This is a genomic window from Streptomyces sp. NPDC097129 (assembly GCF_055668065.1).
Window position 1 is genome coordinate 278,508 of record NZ_JBVOQE010000010.1, and the last position, 16,460, is coordinate 294,967.

General features: G+C 73.7%; 11 protein-coding genes and 2 pseudogenes. 8 read left to right on the forward strand and 5 right to left on the reverse strand.

The window, feature by feature from the left end:
- Positions 1 to 40: 40 nt before the first annotated feature.
- A pseudogene (locus AC0B9F_RS27745) lies at positions 41 to 1,238 on the forward strand (CaiB/BaiF CoA transferase family protein).
- Between the two features lie 10 nt (positions 1,239 to 1,248).
- On the opposite strand, the gene AC0B9F_RS27750 reads toward AC0B9F_RS27745, so the two are convergent.
- The 3 genes from AC0B9F_RS27750 to sigK all read right to left on the reverse strand — a co-directional run bounded on the left by AC0B9F_RS27750 (position 1,249) and on the right by sigK (position 3,097).
- Positions 1,249 to 1,524 carry a hypothetical protein gene (locus AC0B9F_RS27750; RefSeq protein ID WP_472007162.1) on the reverse strand — a complete coding sequence of 92 codons (276 nt, stop codon included), beginning with the start codon at positions 1,522 to 1,524 and terminating at the stop codon, positions 1,249 to 1,251.
- Between the two features lie 126 nt (positions 1,525 to 1,650).
- Positions 1,651 to 2,463 (reverse strand): anti-sigma factor, encoded by an 813-nt coding sequence (locus AC0B9F_RS27755; RefSeq protein ID WP_472007164.1) that lies wholly within the window; start codon positions 2,461 to 2,463, stop codon positions 1,651 to 1,653.
- A 40-nt stretch (positions 2,464 to 2,503) separates the two neighbouring features.
- Positions 2,504 to 3,097: an ECF RNA polymerase sigma factor SigK gene (sigK, locus tag AC0B9F_RS27760; protein WP_472007293.1), complete on the reverse strand. Its 594-nt coding sequence runs from the start codon at positions 3,095 to 3,097 to the stop codon at positions 2,504 to 2,506.
- 215 nt (positions 3,098 to 3,312) lie between these two features.
- On the opposite strand from sigK, the gene AC0B9F_RS27765 reads away from it, so the two are divergent.
- Positions 3,313 to 4,911, forward strand: a complete 1,599-nt coding sequence (locus tag AC0B9F_RS27765) for a serine/threonine-protein kinase (protein WP_472007166.1) — start codon at positions 3,313 to 3,315, stop codon at positions 4,909 to 4,911.
- Positions 4,912 to 4,936: 25 nt separating this feature from the next.
- Here the strand turns inward: AC0B9F_RS27765 and AC0B9F_RS27770 are convergent, their stop codons facing one another.
- The gene (locus AC0B9F_RS27770; protein WP_472007168.1) at positions 4,937 to 5,740 is read right to left on the reverse strand and encodes an SGNH/GDSL hydrolase family protein; all 804 of its coding nucleotides are present in this window, start codon (positions 5,738 to 5,740) and stop codon (positions 4,937 to 4,939) included.
- A 241-nt stretch (positions 5,741 to 5,981) separates the two neighbouring features.
- Here AC0B9F_RS27770 and AC0B9F_RS27775 point away from each other — a divergent pair, with 241 nt between their 5' ends.
- The 5 genes and pseudogenes from AC0B9F_RS27775 (at position 5,982) to AC0B9F_RS27795 (ending at position 13,786) form a co-directional block, all read left to right on the forward strand.
- Complete coding sequence (locus AC0B9F_RS27775; RefSeq protein ID WP_472007170.1) at positions 5,982 to 6,425, forward strand: hypothetical protein; 444 nt, start codon at positions 5,982 to 5,984, stop codon at positions 6,423 to 6,425.
- Between the two features lie 334 nt (positions 6,426 to 6,759).
- Positions 6,760 to 7,608, forward strand: a complete 849-nt coding sequence (locus AC0B9F_RS27780) for a glycosyltransferase family 2 protein (RefSeq protein WP_472007172.1) — start codon at positions 6,760 to 6,762, stop codon at positions 7,606 to 7,608.
- Positions 7,605 to 8,624: pseudogene (locus AC0B9F_RS27785) on the forward strand (glycosyltransferase family 2 protein); the annotation flags it as partial. The gene AC0B9F_RS27780 and the pseudogene AC0B9F_RS27785, both read left to right, overlap by 4 nt.
- A gap of 595 nt (positions 8,625 to 9,219) precedes the next feature.
- Positions 9,220 to 10,020, forward strand: coding sequence for a polysaccharide deacetylase family protein (locus tag AC0B9F_RS27790; RefSeq protein ID WP_472007174.1), 801 nt, complete (start codon positions 9,220 to 9,222; stop codon positions 10,018 to 10,020).
- Positions 10,013 to 13,786 carry a lipopolysaccharide biosynthesis protein gene (locus AC0B9F_RS27795; RefSeq protein ID WP_472007176.1) on the forward strand — a complete coding sequence of 1,258 codons (3,774 nt, stop codon included), beginning with the start codon at positions 10,013 to 10,015 and terminating at the stop codon, positions 13,784 to 13,786. Before AC0B9F_RS27790 ends, AC0B9F_RS27795 begins: the two co-directional genes overlap by 8 nt.
- Positions 13,787 to 13,798: 12 nt before the next feature.
- On the opposite strand, the gene AC0B9F_RS27800 is transcribed toward AC0B9F_RS27795, so the two are convergent.
- Complete coding sequence (locus tag AC0B9F_RS27800; protein ID WP_472007178.1) at positions 13,799 to 15,217, reverse strand: GH39 family glycosyl hydrolase; 1,419 nt, start codon at positions 15,215 to 15,217, stop codon at positions 13,799 to 13,801.
- 117 nt (positions 15,218 to 15,334) lie between these two features.
- Here AC0B9F_RS27800 and AC0B9F_RS27805 point away from each other — a divergent pair, with 117 nt between their 5' ends.
- Positions 15,335 to 16,444, forward strand: a complete 1,110-nt coding sequence (locus AC0B9F_RS27805; RefSeq protein ID WP_472007179.1) for a DUF5925 domain-containing protein — start codon at positions 15,335 to 15,337, stop codon at positions 16,442 to 16,444.
- The last annotated feature ends 16 nt before the right edge of the window (positions 16,445 to 16,460 follow it).

Below are 16,460 nucleotides of genomic sequence, written 5' to 3' on the forward strand. Positions count from 1 at the left end.
ACTGCTGACAAAGCAGGGGCGGCGGGTCATGATCCGGTCCATGGACCAGCTCCCGCTGCCCCTTGAGGGCATTACCGTCGTCGCCGTCGAGCAGGCTGTCGCGGCCCCGTTCGCCACCCGTCAGCTCGCCGATCTCGGCGCCCGGGTGATCAAGGTCGAGCGGATCGACGGCGGTGACTTCGCGCGCGGCTACGACACCGCCGCGCGCGGTCTGGCCTCGCACTTCGTGTGGTGCAACCGCGGCAAGGAGTCGATCGCGCTGGACCTGAAGGACCCGCGCGGCCTCGCCGTCGTGACGCGGCTGGTGGCGGAGGCGGACGTGTTCGTGCAGAACCTCGCGCAGGGCGCCGCCGCCCGGCTCGGCCTGGACGCGGCCACGCTGTGCGCGCTGCACCCGCGGCTGGTCGCCGTGGACATCTCGGGATACGGCACGGGCGGCCCGTACGCGGACCAGCGGGCGTACGACATGCTCGTGCAGTGCGAGGCGGGGCTGGTGTCGGTGACCGGCACCCCGGAGCAGCCGGTGAAGGCGGGCATCCCGGCGGCGGACATCGCGGCCGGGATGTACGCCTTCTCGGGCGTGCTGGCGGCGCTGGTGCGGCGCGGGGCGACCGGACGGGGCGGTCCGGTGGAGGTGTCGATGCTGGAGGCGCTCGCCGAGTGGATGGGGCATCCGCTGCACCACGTCCTGCACGGCGGCACTCCCCCGGCCCGCACCGGTCTCGCGCACGCCGTCATCGCGCCGTACGACGCCTACCCGACGGGTGACGGCGGGCGGGTGCTGTTGTCGGTGCAGAACGACCGGGAGTGGCGGCGGCTGGCCGAACAGGTGCTGGAGCGGCCCGAGTTGGGCACGGATCCGCAGTTCGCGACGAACGCGGCGCGGGTCGCCCCGCCGGGAGCGGACGGACGAACTGGTCGGTGCGGCGCTGGCGAAGCTGGACAGCGACGAGGCGCTGGCGCGGCTTCAGGCCGCGGGCATCGCCTGCGCGCGGCTGCGCGATGTCGTGGAACTGGCCGGGCACCCGCAGCTGGCGGCCCGGCAGCGGTGGCGTGAGGTGGGTTCGCCGGCCGGGCCGCTGCGGGCGCTGCTGCCCCCGATCACGCTGCCGGGCGGGGCGGAGCCGCGGATGGGGGACGTGCCCGCGCTCGGCGAGCACACCGGGGCGGTGCTGCGCGCCGTGGGGATGACGGACGACGAGATCGCAGCGCTGCGCCGGAACGGTGTGGCCGCCTGAGCGCGAACCCTCAGTGCCGGTTGGTGCCGAACAGCGAACGGCGCAGCCGGCGCAGCGGGGCGAACAGCGAGACGCCGCTCACCCGCGACCGCCTGCCGGTGCTGTTGCGCGCGGTGTCACGCGTCGTCAGTTCACGCATCAGCGAGGTCGCCTCGACCGTCTCGCGTTGCGGTATGGCGGGGCCGCCGAGCACCGAGAGGTGGCGGTCCAGGCGCGAACTGGTCGCGCTGCTCCCGCAGGTGATCGCAGGGACCCTGGCCCTGCTGCGCACTGTTATCTGATCCATGTCACTCCCCACCCGTACGAGTCCACCCGGCCCGGGCAGGGTAACCCTATCGCCCCGGCGAGGCACCCGTGTATCGCGGCCGCAGGATTCACCTTCCCCGTAAGGGGGTTGACGATGCCTCCGCGATTACTCTCCGAATCCGAGCGAATCCAGGGCGAGTTGGACAACCGGCTGACCGGTGGGCTGCACCGAGCCGCCGTCCGGCTCGACGGTCACAGCGAGTGATGACGACGGCCGGGTGAGACCGGACGCGACCAAGGGCGTGTCGCCGTCGATCAGCCCGAGGGAGCGGGGCCGCGCGCCGGGGCGCACGAGCCACAGCTGCCGGACGCGCCCGGCGGGCGGGGCGCCGTATCCGCGGAGCGTGATCACCGCCCGCCGCTCCGATGCGGAAGCGATCACTCCGATCGTGCGGCCGTGCGCGTCCCGCCCGGTCACCGAGCGGGCGTCCGGCGCGGCCAGAACGTGGGCGATCTCACGCGAGCGGTCCCGCTCGGCGGCCGGCCGGTCCCCGGCCCGGCCGGCCTGGACGGCGAACAGCGCGGCGGCGGCGAGCGCGGCGGCGGCCGCCGCGGTGGCCAGGGGCATCAGCAGGGGGCGCGGCCGGGGCGCACGGGAGCGCGCCCGCGGCGGCCGCGTCCCCCGCGCGCGGCCGGGCGGCCGGCGCGCGTGGACGGCCTTCGGCGCGGGTTCCTGCGCAGTGGCCCGTACGGCGGCCAGCACCCGTTCGCGCAGGGCGGGCGGCGCGGGGGCGGCCGCGGACCAGGCGAGCCGGACGGCGTCCTCGGCCAGGTCGCGCACCTCGGCGGCGCAGCGGGCGCAGCCGGCCAGGTGCCGTTCGAAGCGGGTCCGCTCGGCGGTGTCGAGGGCGTCGAGGGTGTAGGGCGCGGCGAGCGAGTGCGGATCACCGCGCCGGGCGAGGCGTCCGAAGAGGCTCACCGGGCGGCCTGCGGGGGCGGGGCGGTCCGTGGCCGGCGGGTCATGCCGTCCCCCCGAGGCACTCGCGCAGGCGGGACAGGCCGTCGCGCATGCGGGACTTGACCGTGCCGAGCGGCAGCGACAGCCGGTCGGCGACCTCGCGGTAGGTGTAGCCGTCGTAGTAGGCGAGGGTGACGGACTGGCGCTGAAGGGCCGTCAGGCGGTCCAGGCAGCGGCGCACCCACTCCCGTTCGAGGCCGGCCTCGACCTCCTCGGTGACCTGGTCGAAGGCGGGCGCGGCGGCGCGCAGGGCCGCGCGGCGCTCGCGTTCGCCGGCCGCGCGGGCGCTGCGCACCCGGTCCACGGCGCGGCGGTGGGCGACGGTGAGGACCCAGGCCAGCGCGCTGCCGCGGCGGGGGTCGAACCGGGCGGCGCAGCGCCACAGCTCCAGCAGCACCTCCTGCGCCACCTCCTCCGCCTGCGCCGCGTCCCGCACCACCCGCCGCACCAGGCCGAACACCGGCCCGGACACCAGGCCGTACAGCTCCTCGAAGGCCCCGTGGTCGCCCCCCGCCACGCGCTGCAGGAGTTCGTCCGCCGCCGCGCGGTCCGCTTCTCGCCGGCCGCACCGGCCCCGTCCCCGCATCCCAGGCATCCGCACCGAACGCACCTCCGGACGGTGTTACGGATCAGCGGGCCGAAAACGCGGGTGCGGAAGGAGTTTGCCCGCCGGACCCGTCCGGGGGACGCCCGGCCGCGAATACCCCGCGTCGGGCGAGGCGGCACCGCGTGAGGCGGTCCACGCGGAGCCCGGGTGCGTTACTTTCAGAAAGGGAACAGGGATGTCCACCCGAGGCGAAGGGGGCGCCCGTGTCCGCAGAGCCGGGCCGTGAACGGCTGATCGCGGGTCGCTACCGTCTGCTGTCCCCGCTCGGTCAGGGCGGCATGGGCACGGTGTGGCGCGCCCGCGACGAGGTGCTGCACCGCGAGGTCGCCGTCAAGGAGGTGCGCGCCCCGGCCGGGCTGCCGGGCTCCGACGTGGAGCGGATGTACGCCCGCCTGGAGCGCGAGGCGTGGGCGGCGGCCCGGGTGACCAGCCGCAATGTGGTGACGGTGTACGACGTGGCCACCGAGGACGGCCGCCCGTGGATCGTGATGGAGCTGGTCCGCGGCATCTCGCTGGCCGAGCTGCTGGACGCCGAGGGGCCGCTGACCGCGCGGCGGGCCGCGCACATCGGCGCCGAGGTGCTGGCCGCGCTGCGGGCCGCGCACGACGTCGGGGTGCTGCACCGGGACGTGAAACCGGCGAACGTGCTGCTGTCCAACGACGGCCGGGTGGTGCTGACCGACTTCGGCATCGCGCTGGTCGAGGGCAGCTCCGCGCTGACGATGACCGGCGAGGTCATCGGCTCGCCCGAGTACCTCGCGCCGGAGCGGGCGCTGGGCCGCCGGCCGGGCCCGGAGTCCGATCTGTGGGCGCTCGGCGTACTGCTGTACGCGGCGGTCGAGGGCCACTCCCCCTTCCGTCACGAGACGCCGCTGAGCACGCTGCGCGCGATCGTCGACGAGGAGCTGCCGCCGCCGCACCGGGCCGGCCCGCTCGCCCCGGTGATCGCCGGGCTGCTGCGCAAGGACCCGGCCGAGCGGCTGCCGGCGGACGTGGCCGAGCGGGACCTGAGGGTGATCGGGGCGGGTGGCGATCCGGGCACGCCGACCGTGCCGGTCGGGCCGTACGCCCCGGCCGCGGCCGTCCACGACGAGGAACCGGCGCCCACTCCCCCGCTGCCCGCACCCGCACCCGCGCCGGAGGACGAGCCGGAGCCCGACCGCCGTGGCCGGCGGGCCGCCGTGGTGGTCGCGGCACTGGCCGCGCTCGCGCTGGCGGCCGGCGGGCTGACGTACGCGCTGCTGCACGGGGGCGGCGGCCACGGCGGCGGAAGCGCCGCGACGGCCGCCACCGGCCGGCAGACCCCGTCGCCGACGCCCGGTCAGGAGCACACCCGGCGGCAGGACACGCCCACCCCCACGCCCAGCCGCAGCAGCGCGCCGCCGACGTCCTCGGCGCCGCCGACGTCCGTCACGGTGACGGTGACGGGGGCGCACACGGACTACACCGGCAGTTGCCCGCCACCGGGCGCCGGGGCGCCGTCGTTCACGGCGACGTTCACGGTGGGGCGGCTGCCCGCGCGGGTGGAGTACCGGTGGGTGGCGCGGGAGGGCGAGGTCACGGACACCGGCTGGAAGACGCTGTCGTTCCCCGAGGGCGGGGACCGCACCCGGCAGGAGCGGGTCAGCGTGACGACGTACGACGCGAGCGGCACGTACCGCAACGCGCTCGGGGTGGAGGTGCGCGCGCCGGTGCGGGTCACGTCGGACACGGTGCCGTTCTCGGTGACGTGCGTGGGGGAGACCCCGACCGGCGGGACCGGCGGGACCTCCCCCACGCCTTCGGCCTCCGAATCCCCGTGAGGAGGGAGGACTCGGGCGGCCGGCCTCAGGAGTTGGTCAGAACCGGCAGGTAGCCGCCCGACTGGCCGGCGGCGGTGGGGTGGTAGGACTCGCCGATGCTGAGCCAGTTGACGCTGTGCAGCCAGGAGCTGCTGGAGCAGATCTCGTGGCCGGTGAACGTGGTGCGGACGTCACCGAAGGTGAAGCCGTGTGCGGCGGCGCGGCGGGCGATGGCGGCGTCGATGTAGTCGGCGGCGCCGTTGATGGCGGAGCGCTTGGTCTCGGACAGGCCGAGGCAGGTCGTGCCGAGCTTGTAGAAGCGGGGGTAGCCGATGACGACGACGTGGGCGCTGGGGGCCTTGGAGCTGATCGCCGAATAGACGGTGTCGAGCTTGCCGGGGAGCGTGGAGTCGACGTACGCCTTGGCGGTGTCGATGCGGGCGAGGCAGTCGGTGTCGGACTGGAGGACACAGGTCGTCATGACGTCGGAGAAACCGGCGTCGTTGCCGCCGATGGTGATCGAGACCAGTCCGGTGGAGCTGCTGAGCGAGCCGATCTGGTTCGCCATGACGTCATCCGTCCGGGCGCCCGAGCAGGCGACGAACGCGAACGACGAGGGGGCGTGGGCGGCGTTCCAGAGGTAGGGGTACGCCTTCGTGCTGCGGTCGCAGTCACCGCTGGAGGCGATGTAGCTGCCGGAGCCGACACCGGAGGAGTAGGAGTCGCCGAGGGCCACGTAGCCGGTGGCAGCGGCGGTTTCGGAGGCCTGTGCCGCGCCGGCGCCGGTGAGGGCCGCGCCGGCGGCGAGGAGGAGTGAGCTGACGAGTACGACAAGTCGGGAACGTCTCATGGAACCTCCCTTTAGCAGGATCTCTGCCGTAACCGTGGTACCAACTACGCGTGTTGACGGGAAGTGTCCATGTCAATAATTTCCGGAAGCCTTCACAACCGGGCCCCCGCGCTCCCCCGGCGGCCATGCGTCGTTCAGCTCCGGACGTACAACGGTGCCGGGCTTAGGGCGTCTTGACGCCCCCTCACGGCTGCGCGACATTGAAGCCCGGCATCCGGCGCTTCGGGGGGCAAAGTCGCCCATGCAGAGCATCCGTAACAAGACAGCTTCCGCCACGCCGGGGGACGAGGCGGACAGAGCGCGGTCAGGACCGGGGAGGGACCTGACGCCGCTGCTCACGGGTGCCGCGACGGCTGTCGCGGTCGCGGGGGCGGTGCTCGCGCTCATGGACGCGGACACGCCGCTGCGCGGCCCGTGCACCGCCTTCTTCCTGCTGGCGGCGCCGGGCTGCGCCGTCGGCGCGGCGCTGCGCGGGCTGGATCCGTTCGGTCGCGCCCTGGGCGCCGTTGCGGGCGCGATCGTTCTCAACATGCTGGTGGCCCAGGGCATGCTCGCCGTGCACCGCTGGTCGGTGCCCGGCGGTGTCATCGCCGTGACCGTGCTCAGCGTCCTCACGCTCGCACTGGCGAGGGTCCGGCGCCGGCGCGACCGGGTGGAGGAAGCGGTCAAACCAGGAGGAACGTGAGATCTGTTTCAGGTCTTGCCATAGAGGTTCAACCGTAAATATCGTCATACATCTCACTCGCATCGGTCCGTCACCACGCGGCTCAGGGGGAGGGCTCAGGACCGCGACGTTCCGGAGCGGGGCGCGGTAGGGGGGTGCTCGGTGACCGCTCATGTGACCGAGTCGTGCCGCGCGACCGGCCGCCGCCGACTTGCGGCGGCCCGGCCAGCTTTGCCAGCTCACCCACGAAGACCAGGCGTCGAGGCGCCCTTGCGTGCGTGAGGCCCCCCTTTCGAACCGGACACACAGCGGCCGCCCAGGGGCGGGCGGTCCGCCGGACGAGAGGGACACGACCATGAGCTCAGTTCTGCCTTCGCCCAGCGAAGCCGCGCCGGCGCCCGGCGGGCCCGACGAGCACACCGCGGGGAAATACCGGCCGATCTCCTCGCATCTGGCCATCACACCGCCGGTGAGCGTGGTGATACCGGCCATGAACGAGGCGGAGAACCTGCCGTACGTCTTCAAGAGCCTGCCGGGCTGGATCCACGAGGTCGTCCTGGTCGACGGCAACTCCACCGACGACACCGTCGAGGTCGCCCGTGACCTGTGGCCCGGCGTCAAAGTCGTGCGCCAGCACGGCAAGGGCAAGGGGGACGCCCTCACCACCGGCTTCGAGGCGGCCACCGGCGACATCATCGTGATGGTCGACGCGGACGGCTCCGCCGACGGCAACGAGATCGTCTCCTACGTCTCCGCCCTCGTCTCCGGCGCCGACTTCGCCAAGGGCTCCCGGTTCGCCAACGGGGGCGGCACCGACGACATGACCTTCGTCCGCAAGCTGGGCAACTGGGCACTGTGCACGGCCGTCAACCGCAAGTTCGGAGCGCGCTACACCGACCTGTGCTACGGCTACAACGCCTTCTGGCGGCACTGCCTGGACAAGATCGAGCTCGACTGCACCGGCTTCGAGGTCGAGACGCTGATGAACATACGCGTCGTCAAGGCCGGCCTGAAGGTGCAGGAGATACCCAGCCACGAGTACCTGCGCATCCACGGCACCAGCAACCTGCGGGCCGTCAGAGACGGCCTGCGCGTGCTGAGGGTGATCCTCAAGGAGCGCTCCAACCGGCGTGACCTGCGCCGCCAGGAGCGCCAGTCGCCGCTGCTCGACACCGTCGACCCGGTCCGGGGAGAGGCGTCTTGAGCACACCGGAAAGCCTTCCGGGCAGCACCGCGCACTCCCCCGGCATCTCCGTCGTCGTCTGCGTGTACACCGAGGAGCGCTGGGCGGACATCCTCGCGGCGGTCTCCTCCGTCGGCGCGCAGTCGTACCCGGCCCTGGAGACGCTGCTGGTCGTCGACCACAACCCGGCGCTGGACGACCGGCTCGCCCGCGCGTACCAGGAGACGCCCCGGGTCCGCGTCCTGGCCAACACCGGGCCGCGCGGCCTGTCCGCCGGGCGCAACACCGGAATCGCCGCCGCGCGCGGCGAGGTGATCGCCTTTCTCGACGACGACGCCGTGGCCGAACGGGACTGGCTGAGCTACTTCGCGCAAGCGTACGCGGACCCCCGGGTGATGGCGGTCGGCGGCCGTACCGTGCCCGTGTGGGCGTCCGGGCGGCGGCCGACCTGGTTCCCGGAGGAGTTCGACTGGGTCGTCGGCTGCGCCTACAAGGGGCTGCCGCGCGGGCGCGCACGCGTGCGCAACGTGCTGGGCGGCAACGCCTCCTTCCGGCGTACGGCCTTCGACGCGGCGGGCGGCTTCGCCACCGGCATCGGACGCGACGGTGACAAACGGCCGCTGGGCTGCGAAGAGACGGAGCTGTGCATACGGCTCGGCCGGGCCTGCCCCGACGCGGTGCTGCTCCTCGACGACCGCGCCGTCATCCACCACCGGGTGCCAGAGGCGCGCGAGCATTTCGCCTACTTCCGCACCCGCGCCTACGCCGAGGGGCTGTCCAAGGCGCTCGTGGCCCGCAGCGTCGGCGCGGACAAAGGGCTGGAGTCCGAACGCAGGTACACCACCCGGGTACTGCCCGCCGGAGTCGCCCGCGGACTGCGCGACGCCCTGCTGCGCAGGCCGGGCGGCGCGGGCCGGGCGGGCGCCATCGTCACCGGGCTGCTCACGGCGGCCGGCGGCTACGTCGTCGGCAGCGTACGGGCGCGTCGCGGCGCCGTGAGCTTCTCGGTGGGACAGATCGGGGGGACCTCGGGGGGCCCGGGGGAAGGGGGTGCGGTGCCCTGGGCCGAACGGGCTTCGGCGGGCCGGGCTGAACGGGCTTTCGGGGCCCGAACTGAACGGGCTTTCGGGGGCCGGGCCGAACGGGCTTCCGGGGAGCGGGACGCAGGGCCTTCGACGGGTCCGGACGAGCGGCCTCCCCGGGGCCAGGGCGAACGGACTCCCGCAGAGCCGGACGCAGGGCCTTCGACCGGTCCGGACGAGCGGCCTCCCCGGGGCCAGGCCGAACGGACTCCCGTGAGTCAGGGCGAACAGCCTCCAGCGAGCCGGGGCGAACGGCCTCCCGTGGCCCAGGCCGAAAGGCCTCCCGCGAGCCGGGGCGAACGGCCTCCCGTGCCCCAGGCCGGACGGCCTACCGCGAGCCAGGGCGAACGGACTCCGGCGAGCCAGGCCGAAAGGCCTTCCGCGGCCCAGGGTGCACCGCCTCCCACGCGCCCGGACGCTCCGCACCCCGCGAGTCCGAGCCGGCGACCTCCCGCGAGTCAGGGCGCGCCGCACCCCACGCAACAGGACGCGCCCCGTCCCGCGAACCCCGGCCGACGGACTCCCGCGGCCCGGGACGGCGGAGGCGCCGATGTCTGAGCAGAGCGTGCCGATCCTCATGTATCACTCCGTCGCCGCCGCGCCCAACGACGCCACCCGTGTCCTGTCGGTCTCGCCGGAGGCGTTCGCCGAGCAGATGGCGCTCGTCGGCGACCTGGGCCTCACCCCGGTCAGCACGGCGGCGCTGGCCGCGCACTGGCGCTCCGGCGGCCCGCTGCCCGCACGGCCGGTGCTCATCACCTTCGACGACGGCTACGAGGGCGTGCACCGGCACGCCCTGCCCGTGCTGGTCGAGCACGGCTTCCCGGCGACCCTGTTCGTCTCCACCGGCTGGCTGCGCGGCGAGCACGACACGGGCGGCGGCCTGGACACCATGCTCGACTGGGACCAGGTGCGCGCCCTAGCCGGCGCCGGAGTGGAGATCGGCGGCCACAGCCACACCCACCCGCAGCTCGACCAGCTCGGCCACGAGGACCTGGACCGCGAGCTGACCCGCTGCCGGGACGTCGTCGCCGCGGAACTGGGCGCGCCGCCCGTGTCGTTCGCCTACCCCTACGGCTACTCCAGCCGCCGGGTGCGGCAGGCGGTCCGCCGAGCCGGGTACGCCCAGGCGCTCGCCGTCGGCAACGCCCTCGCGCGGCGCCGTCAGGGGCCGTACGCCCTGCGCCGGGTGACCGTGCGCCGCGAGACCGGCGCCGACGAGTTCGAACGGTTGCTGCAGGGCCGGGCGATCGCCCGCGTGTTCGTCCGGGACCGCGCTCTGACGAAGGGGTTCGCGGTGGTCCGCAGAGCCCGCCAGATCCGCCGGAAGGCCGGCCGAGCCCGTGTCTGACACGACGACCACGGCCCAGGAAGCGTCGAGCGGACCGCGCGAGCCGCAGCCGCCGGGACGCCGGTTGCGGCTGCCCGGCGGCGGCAGCCAGCTGTTCCGCAACGCGTACGCGCTGATGCTGAACACCGGCATCTCCGCGGTGCTCGGGCTCGGCTTCTGGCTGGCCGCCGCCCGCTACTACGACGAGTCGGCCGTCGGGCAGGGCTCCGCCGCGATCGCCGCGATGAAACTCCTCGCGGGTCTCACCGCCGTGACGCTGACCGGCGCCCTCGCCCGTTTCATCCCGGTCGCCGGCCGCACCACCGGTCGGCTCATCTTCCGTACCTACGCGGGCAGTTCGGTCGTGGTGGCGCTGGCGGCCGGGGTGTTCCTGCTGACGCTGGACGCGTGGGGGCCGTCGTACCGCTTCCTGCACGGCACGCTCAACGGGCTCGGCTTCGTCGCGGCCGTCGTCGCCTGGAGCCTGCTCACCCTGCAGGACGGGGTGCTCACCGGGCTGCGCAGCGCGCTGTGGGTGCCGGTCGGCAACACGGTGTTCTCGGCCGTCAAGCTCGCGCTGCTGGTCGCGTTCGCGGCGGCGATCCCGACGACGGGCGTGTTCGTCTCCTGGGTCGCCGCGATCGCCTTCTCGGTGCTGCCGCTGGGCTGGCTGGTCTTCCGCCGTCTGGTGCCCCGGCACGCCGGGGCCGGCGAGGAGCACGTGAAGCCGCCGGCACCGCGGGAGATCGGGCGGTTCCTGGCGGGCGACTACACCGGCTCGCTGTTCTCCCTCGCGGTGGTCTATCTCGTCCCGGTGATCGTCGCCTCGCAGGTCGGCTCAGCGGACAACGCGTACTTCTACATCACCACCACCATCGGCGGCACCTGCAACCTGCTCGCCATCAACATGGGCGCCTCGCTCACCGTCGAGGGCTCCCACGACCCGGGCCGGCTCGCCGCCAACACCCGGGCCGCGCTCACACGCATGGCGCGGATCATGCTGCCGGTCGCCGCGGTGCTGTTCGCCGGCGCGCCCTGGATCCTCGGCGTGTTCGGGCCCGGCTACGCGGACGCGGCGACCCCGCTGCTGCGCTGGCTCGCCGTGGGCGCGGTGCTGCGGGTCGTGATGGAGACGTACTTCGCGGTGCTGCGCGCACAGAGCCGTACCGGCGGACTGGCCTGGCTGCAGGGCCTGTTGTGCGTGCTGGTGCTGGGCCTGACACTGCTGCTCCTGCCGCGGATGGGTCTGACGGGCGCGGGGGTGGCCGAGGTCTCCTCGCTCGCGGTGATCGTCGCGATCGCCGCACCCAAGCTGTACCGGACGGTGAAGGTGCAGCCGGCCGTCCCCGACCAGATCGCCCCCGACGGCGATCTCGCCGACCTGGGCACCCGTGAGGTGACCGCCGCGGTCCTGAGCCGCCGGCCCGCCCGGTCGCTGGACGAGGACACCCTCGCCCTCGGCGTGCACGTCGACTTCGACCACCAGGAACGCCGGCCGGACGTCCGTCGCGGCCCCGGCACTCCCCCGGCGGGCACGCCGAGGGTGCCGGAGTGGGCCTTGGGCCTGCGGGTGGACAGGCGCGAGCCTGAGCCCGGTTCGGAGGCCTCCCTCGGCCTCGCTGAGATCGACGCGCCGTTCGAAGAGCCCTTCGACGCGAGCTTCGGCGGGGAGGAGTCGGACGCACCGAAGGGGGACGAGCGGGAGCCTGTGTCCGGGGAGCCGGTGTCCGGGGATTCGGTGTCCAGGAAGGCGTCTTCGTCGCGCGGGCGTCTGACGCCCACCCGCCCCGGCCTGGTCCTCGGCTGTCTGCTGGTCGTGGCGCTGCTGCTGTACTGGGTGCCCGCGTCGCGGCTCGGCGACGCCGACCTGGACCGTATGGGCGGGCTCGGGCTGGTGTCGGTGCTGCCGGTGCCGACGCTGGCGGGGGCGGCACTGCTGGTGACCGTGTTCGCCTCGCTGCTGTGGCGGGGCCGGGAACACAGGGCCCTGCTGCTGGTCACGCTGCTCGCCACCGTCGTGTCCCTGCACGCACTGCCGGCCGTGATCGAGACCGAGCCCCGCTTCCCGACCGCCTGGCAGCACCTGGGTTTCCTGGACTACATCGACCGCACCGGTTCCGCCGTCCCCGACCTGGACGCCCGCTGGAGCTGGCCGGGGTTCTTCGCGGCGGCCGCGTTCGTGCTGAAGGCGTGTGGGGTCACGGACGTCACCGAGGTCATCCGCTGGTGGCCGACCTGTATCCAACTGCTGTACCTGGCGCCGATGTTCCTGCTGGTGCGCTCCCTGCGGGCGAGCTGGCGTGCCAAGTGGACCGGCGTGTGGATCTTCGTGCTGGGCGGGTGGGTCGGCCAGGACTACTTCTCCCCGCAGGGCTTCACCTACCTGCTGTACCTGATGTTCGTGGCGGTCCTGCTGGTCTGGTTCCGCGCCCCGCGCGTGTTGTGGACGAGGTACCGCCCCGGCGAGGCCGAGGTGGAGCCCGTGAACCGCCGCCAGCGGGCCGTCCTGCTCGGGGTGCTGATCGGCCTGTACGCGGCGAGCGTGCCGGCCCACCAGCTCACCCCGTTCATGATGCTGGGCGTGCTCGCCGCGCTGGTGGTGGCCGGCCGGTCCGAACTGCGCGGCCTGCCGCTGCTGTTCGCCGTCGTGGTCGCCGTGTGGGTCGGCTTCATGGCCGAGCCGTACTGGTCGGGCCACTTCGACGACCTGTTCGGCGGGGTCGGCGGCGTCGGCGGCAACGTCTCCTCGTCCGTCTCCGGCCGGATCGAGGGCGGCAGCTCCACGCACAAGCTGGTGCTGCACACGCGAGTGGCTCTGGCCGGCGGTGTCATGGCGGCCGCCTGCTGGGGCTGGTGGCGGCGGCGCGAGCACAAGTACCGGGAGCGGTCGCTGCTGGTCCTCACCTTCGTACCGTTCCTGGGCTTCGGCATGCAGTCCTACGGCGGTGAGATGGCGCTGCGCGTCTTCATGTTCGCGCTGCCCGGCGCCGCCCTGCTCGGCGCTCTCGCTCTCTTCCCGCGCAGCGGCGTCACCGCGAAGGAGCGGGAGAAGGACCGGGTCAGCCTCGCCCCGCTGGCCGCGCTGCTGGCGGGTCTGCTGCTGGTCGGCGGCTTCCTGGTGGCCCGGTGGGGCAACGAGCCGTTCGAGCGGACCCGGGTCGGCGAGGTCGCCGCCATGGACTGGGTGTACGCCCACGACGATCCGACGGTCCGGCTGCTGTGGCTGACCAGCGACCCGGTCAACGATGTGACGCCGGCGCTGCCGTGGGGCGCGAAGGACATGGAGAAGGTGACCTATGTGCCGACGCTCGCGCCGAGCGACCCGGTGCTGGTGTCGGGGCTGGTGAAGGCGCTCAAGGACGCGGGCCCGAACTCGTATCTGATGGTCGGCCGCAGTCAGGTCGCCTATCTGCAGCTGGACGTCGGCTATTCGGCGACCTGGCAGCCGCGGCTGCTGCAGAACCTCGGCGAACGGCCGGAGCTGGCCCGGGTGTTCGTCAACGAGGACGTGACGCTGTACGCGCTGCGCGGGCGGTCCGCCGGTGCGGTGCCCCAGGCCGAGCCGGGCCCGATCGGGCCGCGGATCACCTGGACGCCGTGGTCGGTGGTGGGCGCGCTCGCCGCCGTCGCGCTGATCCTGCTGCTCGCGGCGCGCGAGGTGGTGCGGGTGGCGGTACGGCCGGGGGTGCGGCAGCTGCGGTGGCTGCAGAGCACGTTCTGGTTCGCGCTGCCGCTGCTGGCGGTGGTGTGCGCGTCGCTGGTGCAGCGGTTCTGGACGCTGAAGTGAGGGTGGGGCGGCTCAGCGCGCGAGCCACTTCACTCCGTACGCCGGCAGGTCGCAGCGCTTGCCGTCGAACCGGGTGCTGACCGGGCGGTCCAGGGTGTTGACCACCAGGGCCGTCCGGCCGCTCGCCAGGACCCGCACGTCGGGCACGTCGGCGGCGGCGACCTGCACGGTGTCGTAGCGGGTGCCCGGCCCGAAGGAGGCGGCGAACCGGGAGAGCAGGTCGTACAGCGGCAGGGGCGCGCCGCCGCCGGCGGTGTCGGTGGGCGTCCACAGACAGCCGGGGCAGGCGGCGCCCTGCTCCTTCTCCGGGTTCCAGTAGAAGCCGGAGGACGCGCCGCCCTTGACCAGCGCGATCATCCCGGCGGCCTGGACGGCGACACGGCGTTCCTCGGACCAGCCCTTGCGTTCGTCGTCGCCGTCGGCCGGTTCGACGTAGAACTCCGCCCACCACAGCGGCAGGTTCCCGGTCTGCTGCCGCACCCAGCGGCTCACCGCGGTGAACTTGTCGGTGGCGGCGAACTCGTCCGGCAGCAGCTCGTCGTCGTTGGTGTAGCTGGAGCCGTCCACGACCACGAAGTCGGCGCCGGCCTTGTGCCGGTTCCAGTAGGTGAAGGCGTCCAGGACCCGCTGGTCCATGGCGCCCCACGGGCCCGTGAAGGTCGTCGAGGCCTGGGCCGCGCGCGGGTCGAGGCTGTCCATCACCAGGTAGGGGCCGCCGACCATGATGTCCGGGCCGGCCTTCTTCAGCGCCCGGTACACGAGGTTGTACATCCGCGTGTAGCCCTCCTGGTCCCAGCGGGCACGGCCGTCGTTCCAGAAGCCCTTGAACTCGTTCCAGACGAGGAAGTGCTTCACGTCCGGGTAGCGCTCGGCGACGGTCGCGGCGAGCGCGGCGAAGTCGGCGTAGTGCTCGGGGCGCGGCGCTCTCTCCAGTGCGCTCGGGCTCCAGTCGGTGTGGTCCGCGCCGGGCTTGCCGCCCTTCATCCAGTCGGGGGCGCAGCACAGGGTGATGACGGGGGTGGCGCCGGAAGCGCGCATGAAGTCGACGCGGCGGTCGAGGGAGGTGAAGTCGTAGTGGCCCGGCGCCGGTTCGGGGTTGTCGGCGCCCCAGCCCATGAGCGCCTGGTCCTGCGGCAGCCGGCTGCCCCTCAGCCGGTCCCGTACGCGGGACACGGCGGCCGGGCTGCCCTCGTCGGCGCTGAACCGGGTGTGCGTGAAACCCCAGCCGACGTCCGGCGCCGGACGTCCGCCCGGGCTCACGGGCGTGCCGTGCACCGAGTCGCTGTCGGGTGCCGTGCCGGCCGTGCCGCCACCGCCGGGGAGGGTGCTGATCAGCGTCAGGATCAGGGCGAGTACGGCCGCGCCCACACCGAGCAGTGCGGTGACCTTCCACCGCAGTTCCCCCGAATTCCACCCATGACGTCCCCCCACGAAGGGCAACAGTAACGGCGGCCGCAACGGGTGGAAACCACGTGCAGCCGACCTCCTGCGGAGATTCCGGGAGGAAACCGGGTGCACGGCGGGTCCCCGTGCCGGATCATGGGCGCCATGCCTGCACAGCCGCACGACGCCCTGCCGATCCGGCTCACCGTCGACGACTCCGACTCCCCCTCCGACGTCGTCGACGCGCTGTTCCTCGGCCGCTTCGCGACGGGCGAGCAGCCGTTCGCGCACGCCTCGAACCTCGACCGGGTCCGCTCGGGCGTGTCGCTGCTGCCGCCGGGCGCGCGGGTGCTGCGCGTGGCCCGCGACGACGACCGCAGCGCCACGCTCGCCGAGGGCGACGGCTGGACGCTGCTGGTCTCCCGCTGGAGCCGGGGCGCCGACGTGACGGTGACCGCGACCAGCGCCGAACTCGCGCAGAAGGTCCTCGACCAGGCCACGGACGGCGCGGCGGACGAGCCCGAGCCGCAGCCGGAGAACGTGACCATGGGGTTCTGGTACGTCTCCCCGCGCCGCGGCCCGTACCGCACGACCCGGCAGATCTCCGCGGGCACCTGGGAGGAGGTGCGGGCGAACTACACCGCGCCGGTCGCCGAGGCGATGGACCGCCTGATGAAGACGACCCCGCAGGACATCGCGGGACGGCTGCTGCTGCTGCACGGCCCGCCCGGCACCGGAAAGACGTCCGCGCTGCGCACGCTGGCCCGCTCGTGGCGGGACTGGTGCCAGGTGGACTGCGTGCTCGACCCGGAGCGGCTGTTCTCCGACGTCGGCTATCTGATGGACATCGCGATCGGCGAGGAGGACGCGGCGGGCAAGGGCCGCTGGCGGCTGCTGCTCCTGGAGGACTGCGACGAGCTGATCCGCGGCGAGGCCAAGCACACGGCGGGCCAGGCGCTGTCCCGGCTGCTGAACCTGACGGACGGGCTGCTCGGGCAGGGCCGCAACGTCCTGGTCGGCGTCACCACCAACGAGGACCTGGAGCGGCTGCACCCGGCGGTGGTGCGCCCCGGCCGCTGCCTGGCCCGCATCGAGGTCGGCCGGCTCACCCGGGCGGAGGCGGTGACCTGGCTCGGCGACGAGGCACCCGGCCGGGAGAACGAGGTGGGCCGGGAAGGGGCGACGCTGGCGGAGCTGTACGCGCTGCGGCGGGGCTCCTCCCCCACGGCCGTACCGGAGCCGCGGGGCGGGGTGGACGCGGGGCTGTACCTGTGATGCCGTGACGGGGGTG

Excerpts from the sequence above, each read along its gene's own strand:
- AC0B9F_RS27750 (WP_472007162.1), bottom strand. The coding sequence starts at position 1,524 with ATGGATCAGATAACAGTGCGCAGCAGGGCCAGGGTCCCTGCGATCACC.
- sigK (WP_472007293.1), bottom strand. The coding sequence starts at position 3,097 with ATGCCTGGGATGCGGGGACGGGGCCGGTGCGGCCGGCGAGAAGCGGAC.
- AC0B9F_RS27770 (WP_472007168.1), bottom strand. The coding sequence starts at position 5,740 with ATGAGACGTTCCCGACTTGTCGTACTCGTCAGCTCACTCCTCCTCGCC.
- AC0B9F_RS27775 (WP_472007170.1), top strand. The coding sequence starts at position 5,982 with ATGCAGAGCATCCGTAACAAGACAGCTTCCGCCACGCCGGGGGACGAG.
- AC0B9F_RS27780 (WP_472007172.1), top strand. The coding sequence starts at position 6,760 with ATGAGCTCAGTTCTGCCTTCGCCCAGCGAAGCCGCGCCGGCGCCCGGC.
- AC0B9F_RS27790 (WP_472007174.1), top strand. The coding sequence starts at position 9,220 with ATGTCTGAGCAGAGCGTGCCGATCCTCATGTATCACTCCGTCGCCGCC.
- AC0B9F_RS27805 (WP_472007179.1), top strand. The coding sequence starts at position 15,335 with ATGCCTGCACAGCCGCACGACGCCCTGCCGATCCGGCTCACCGTCGAC.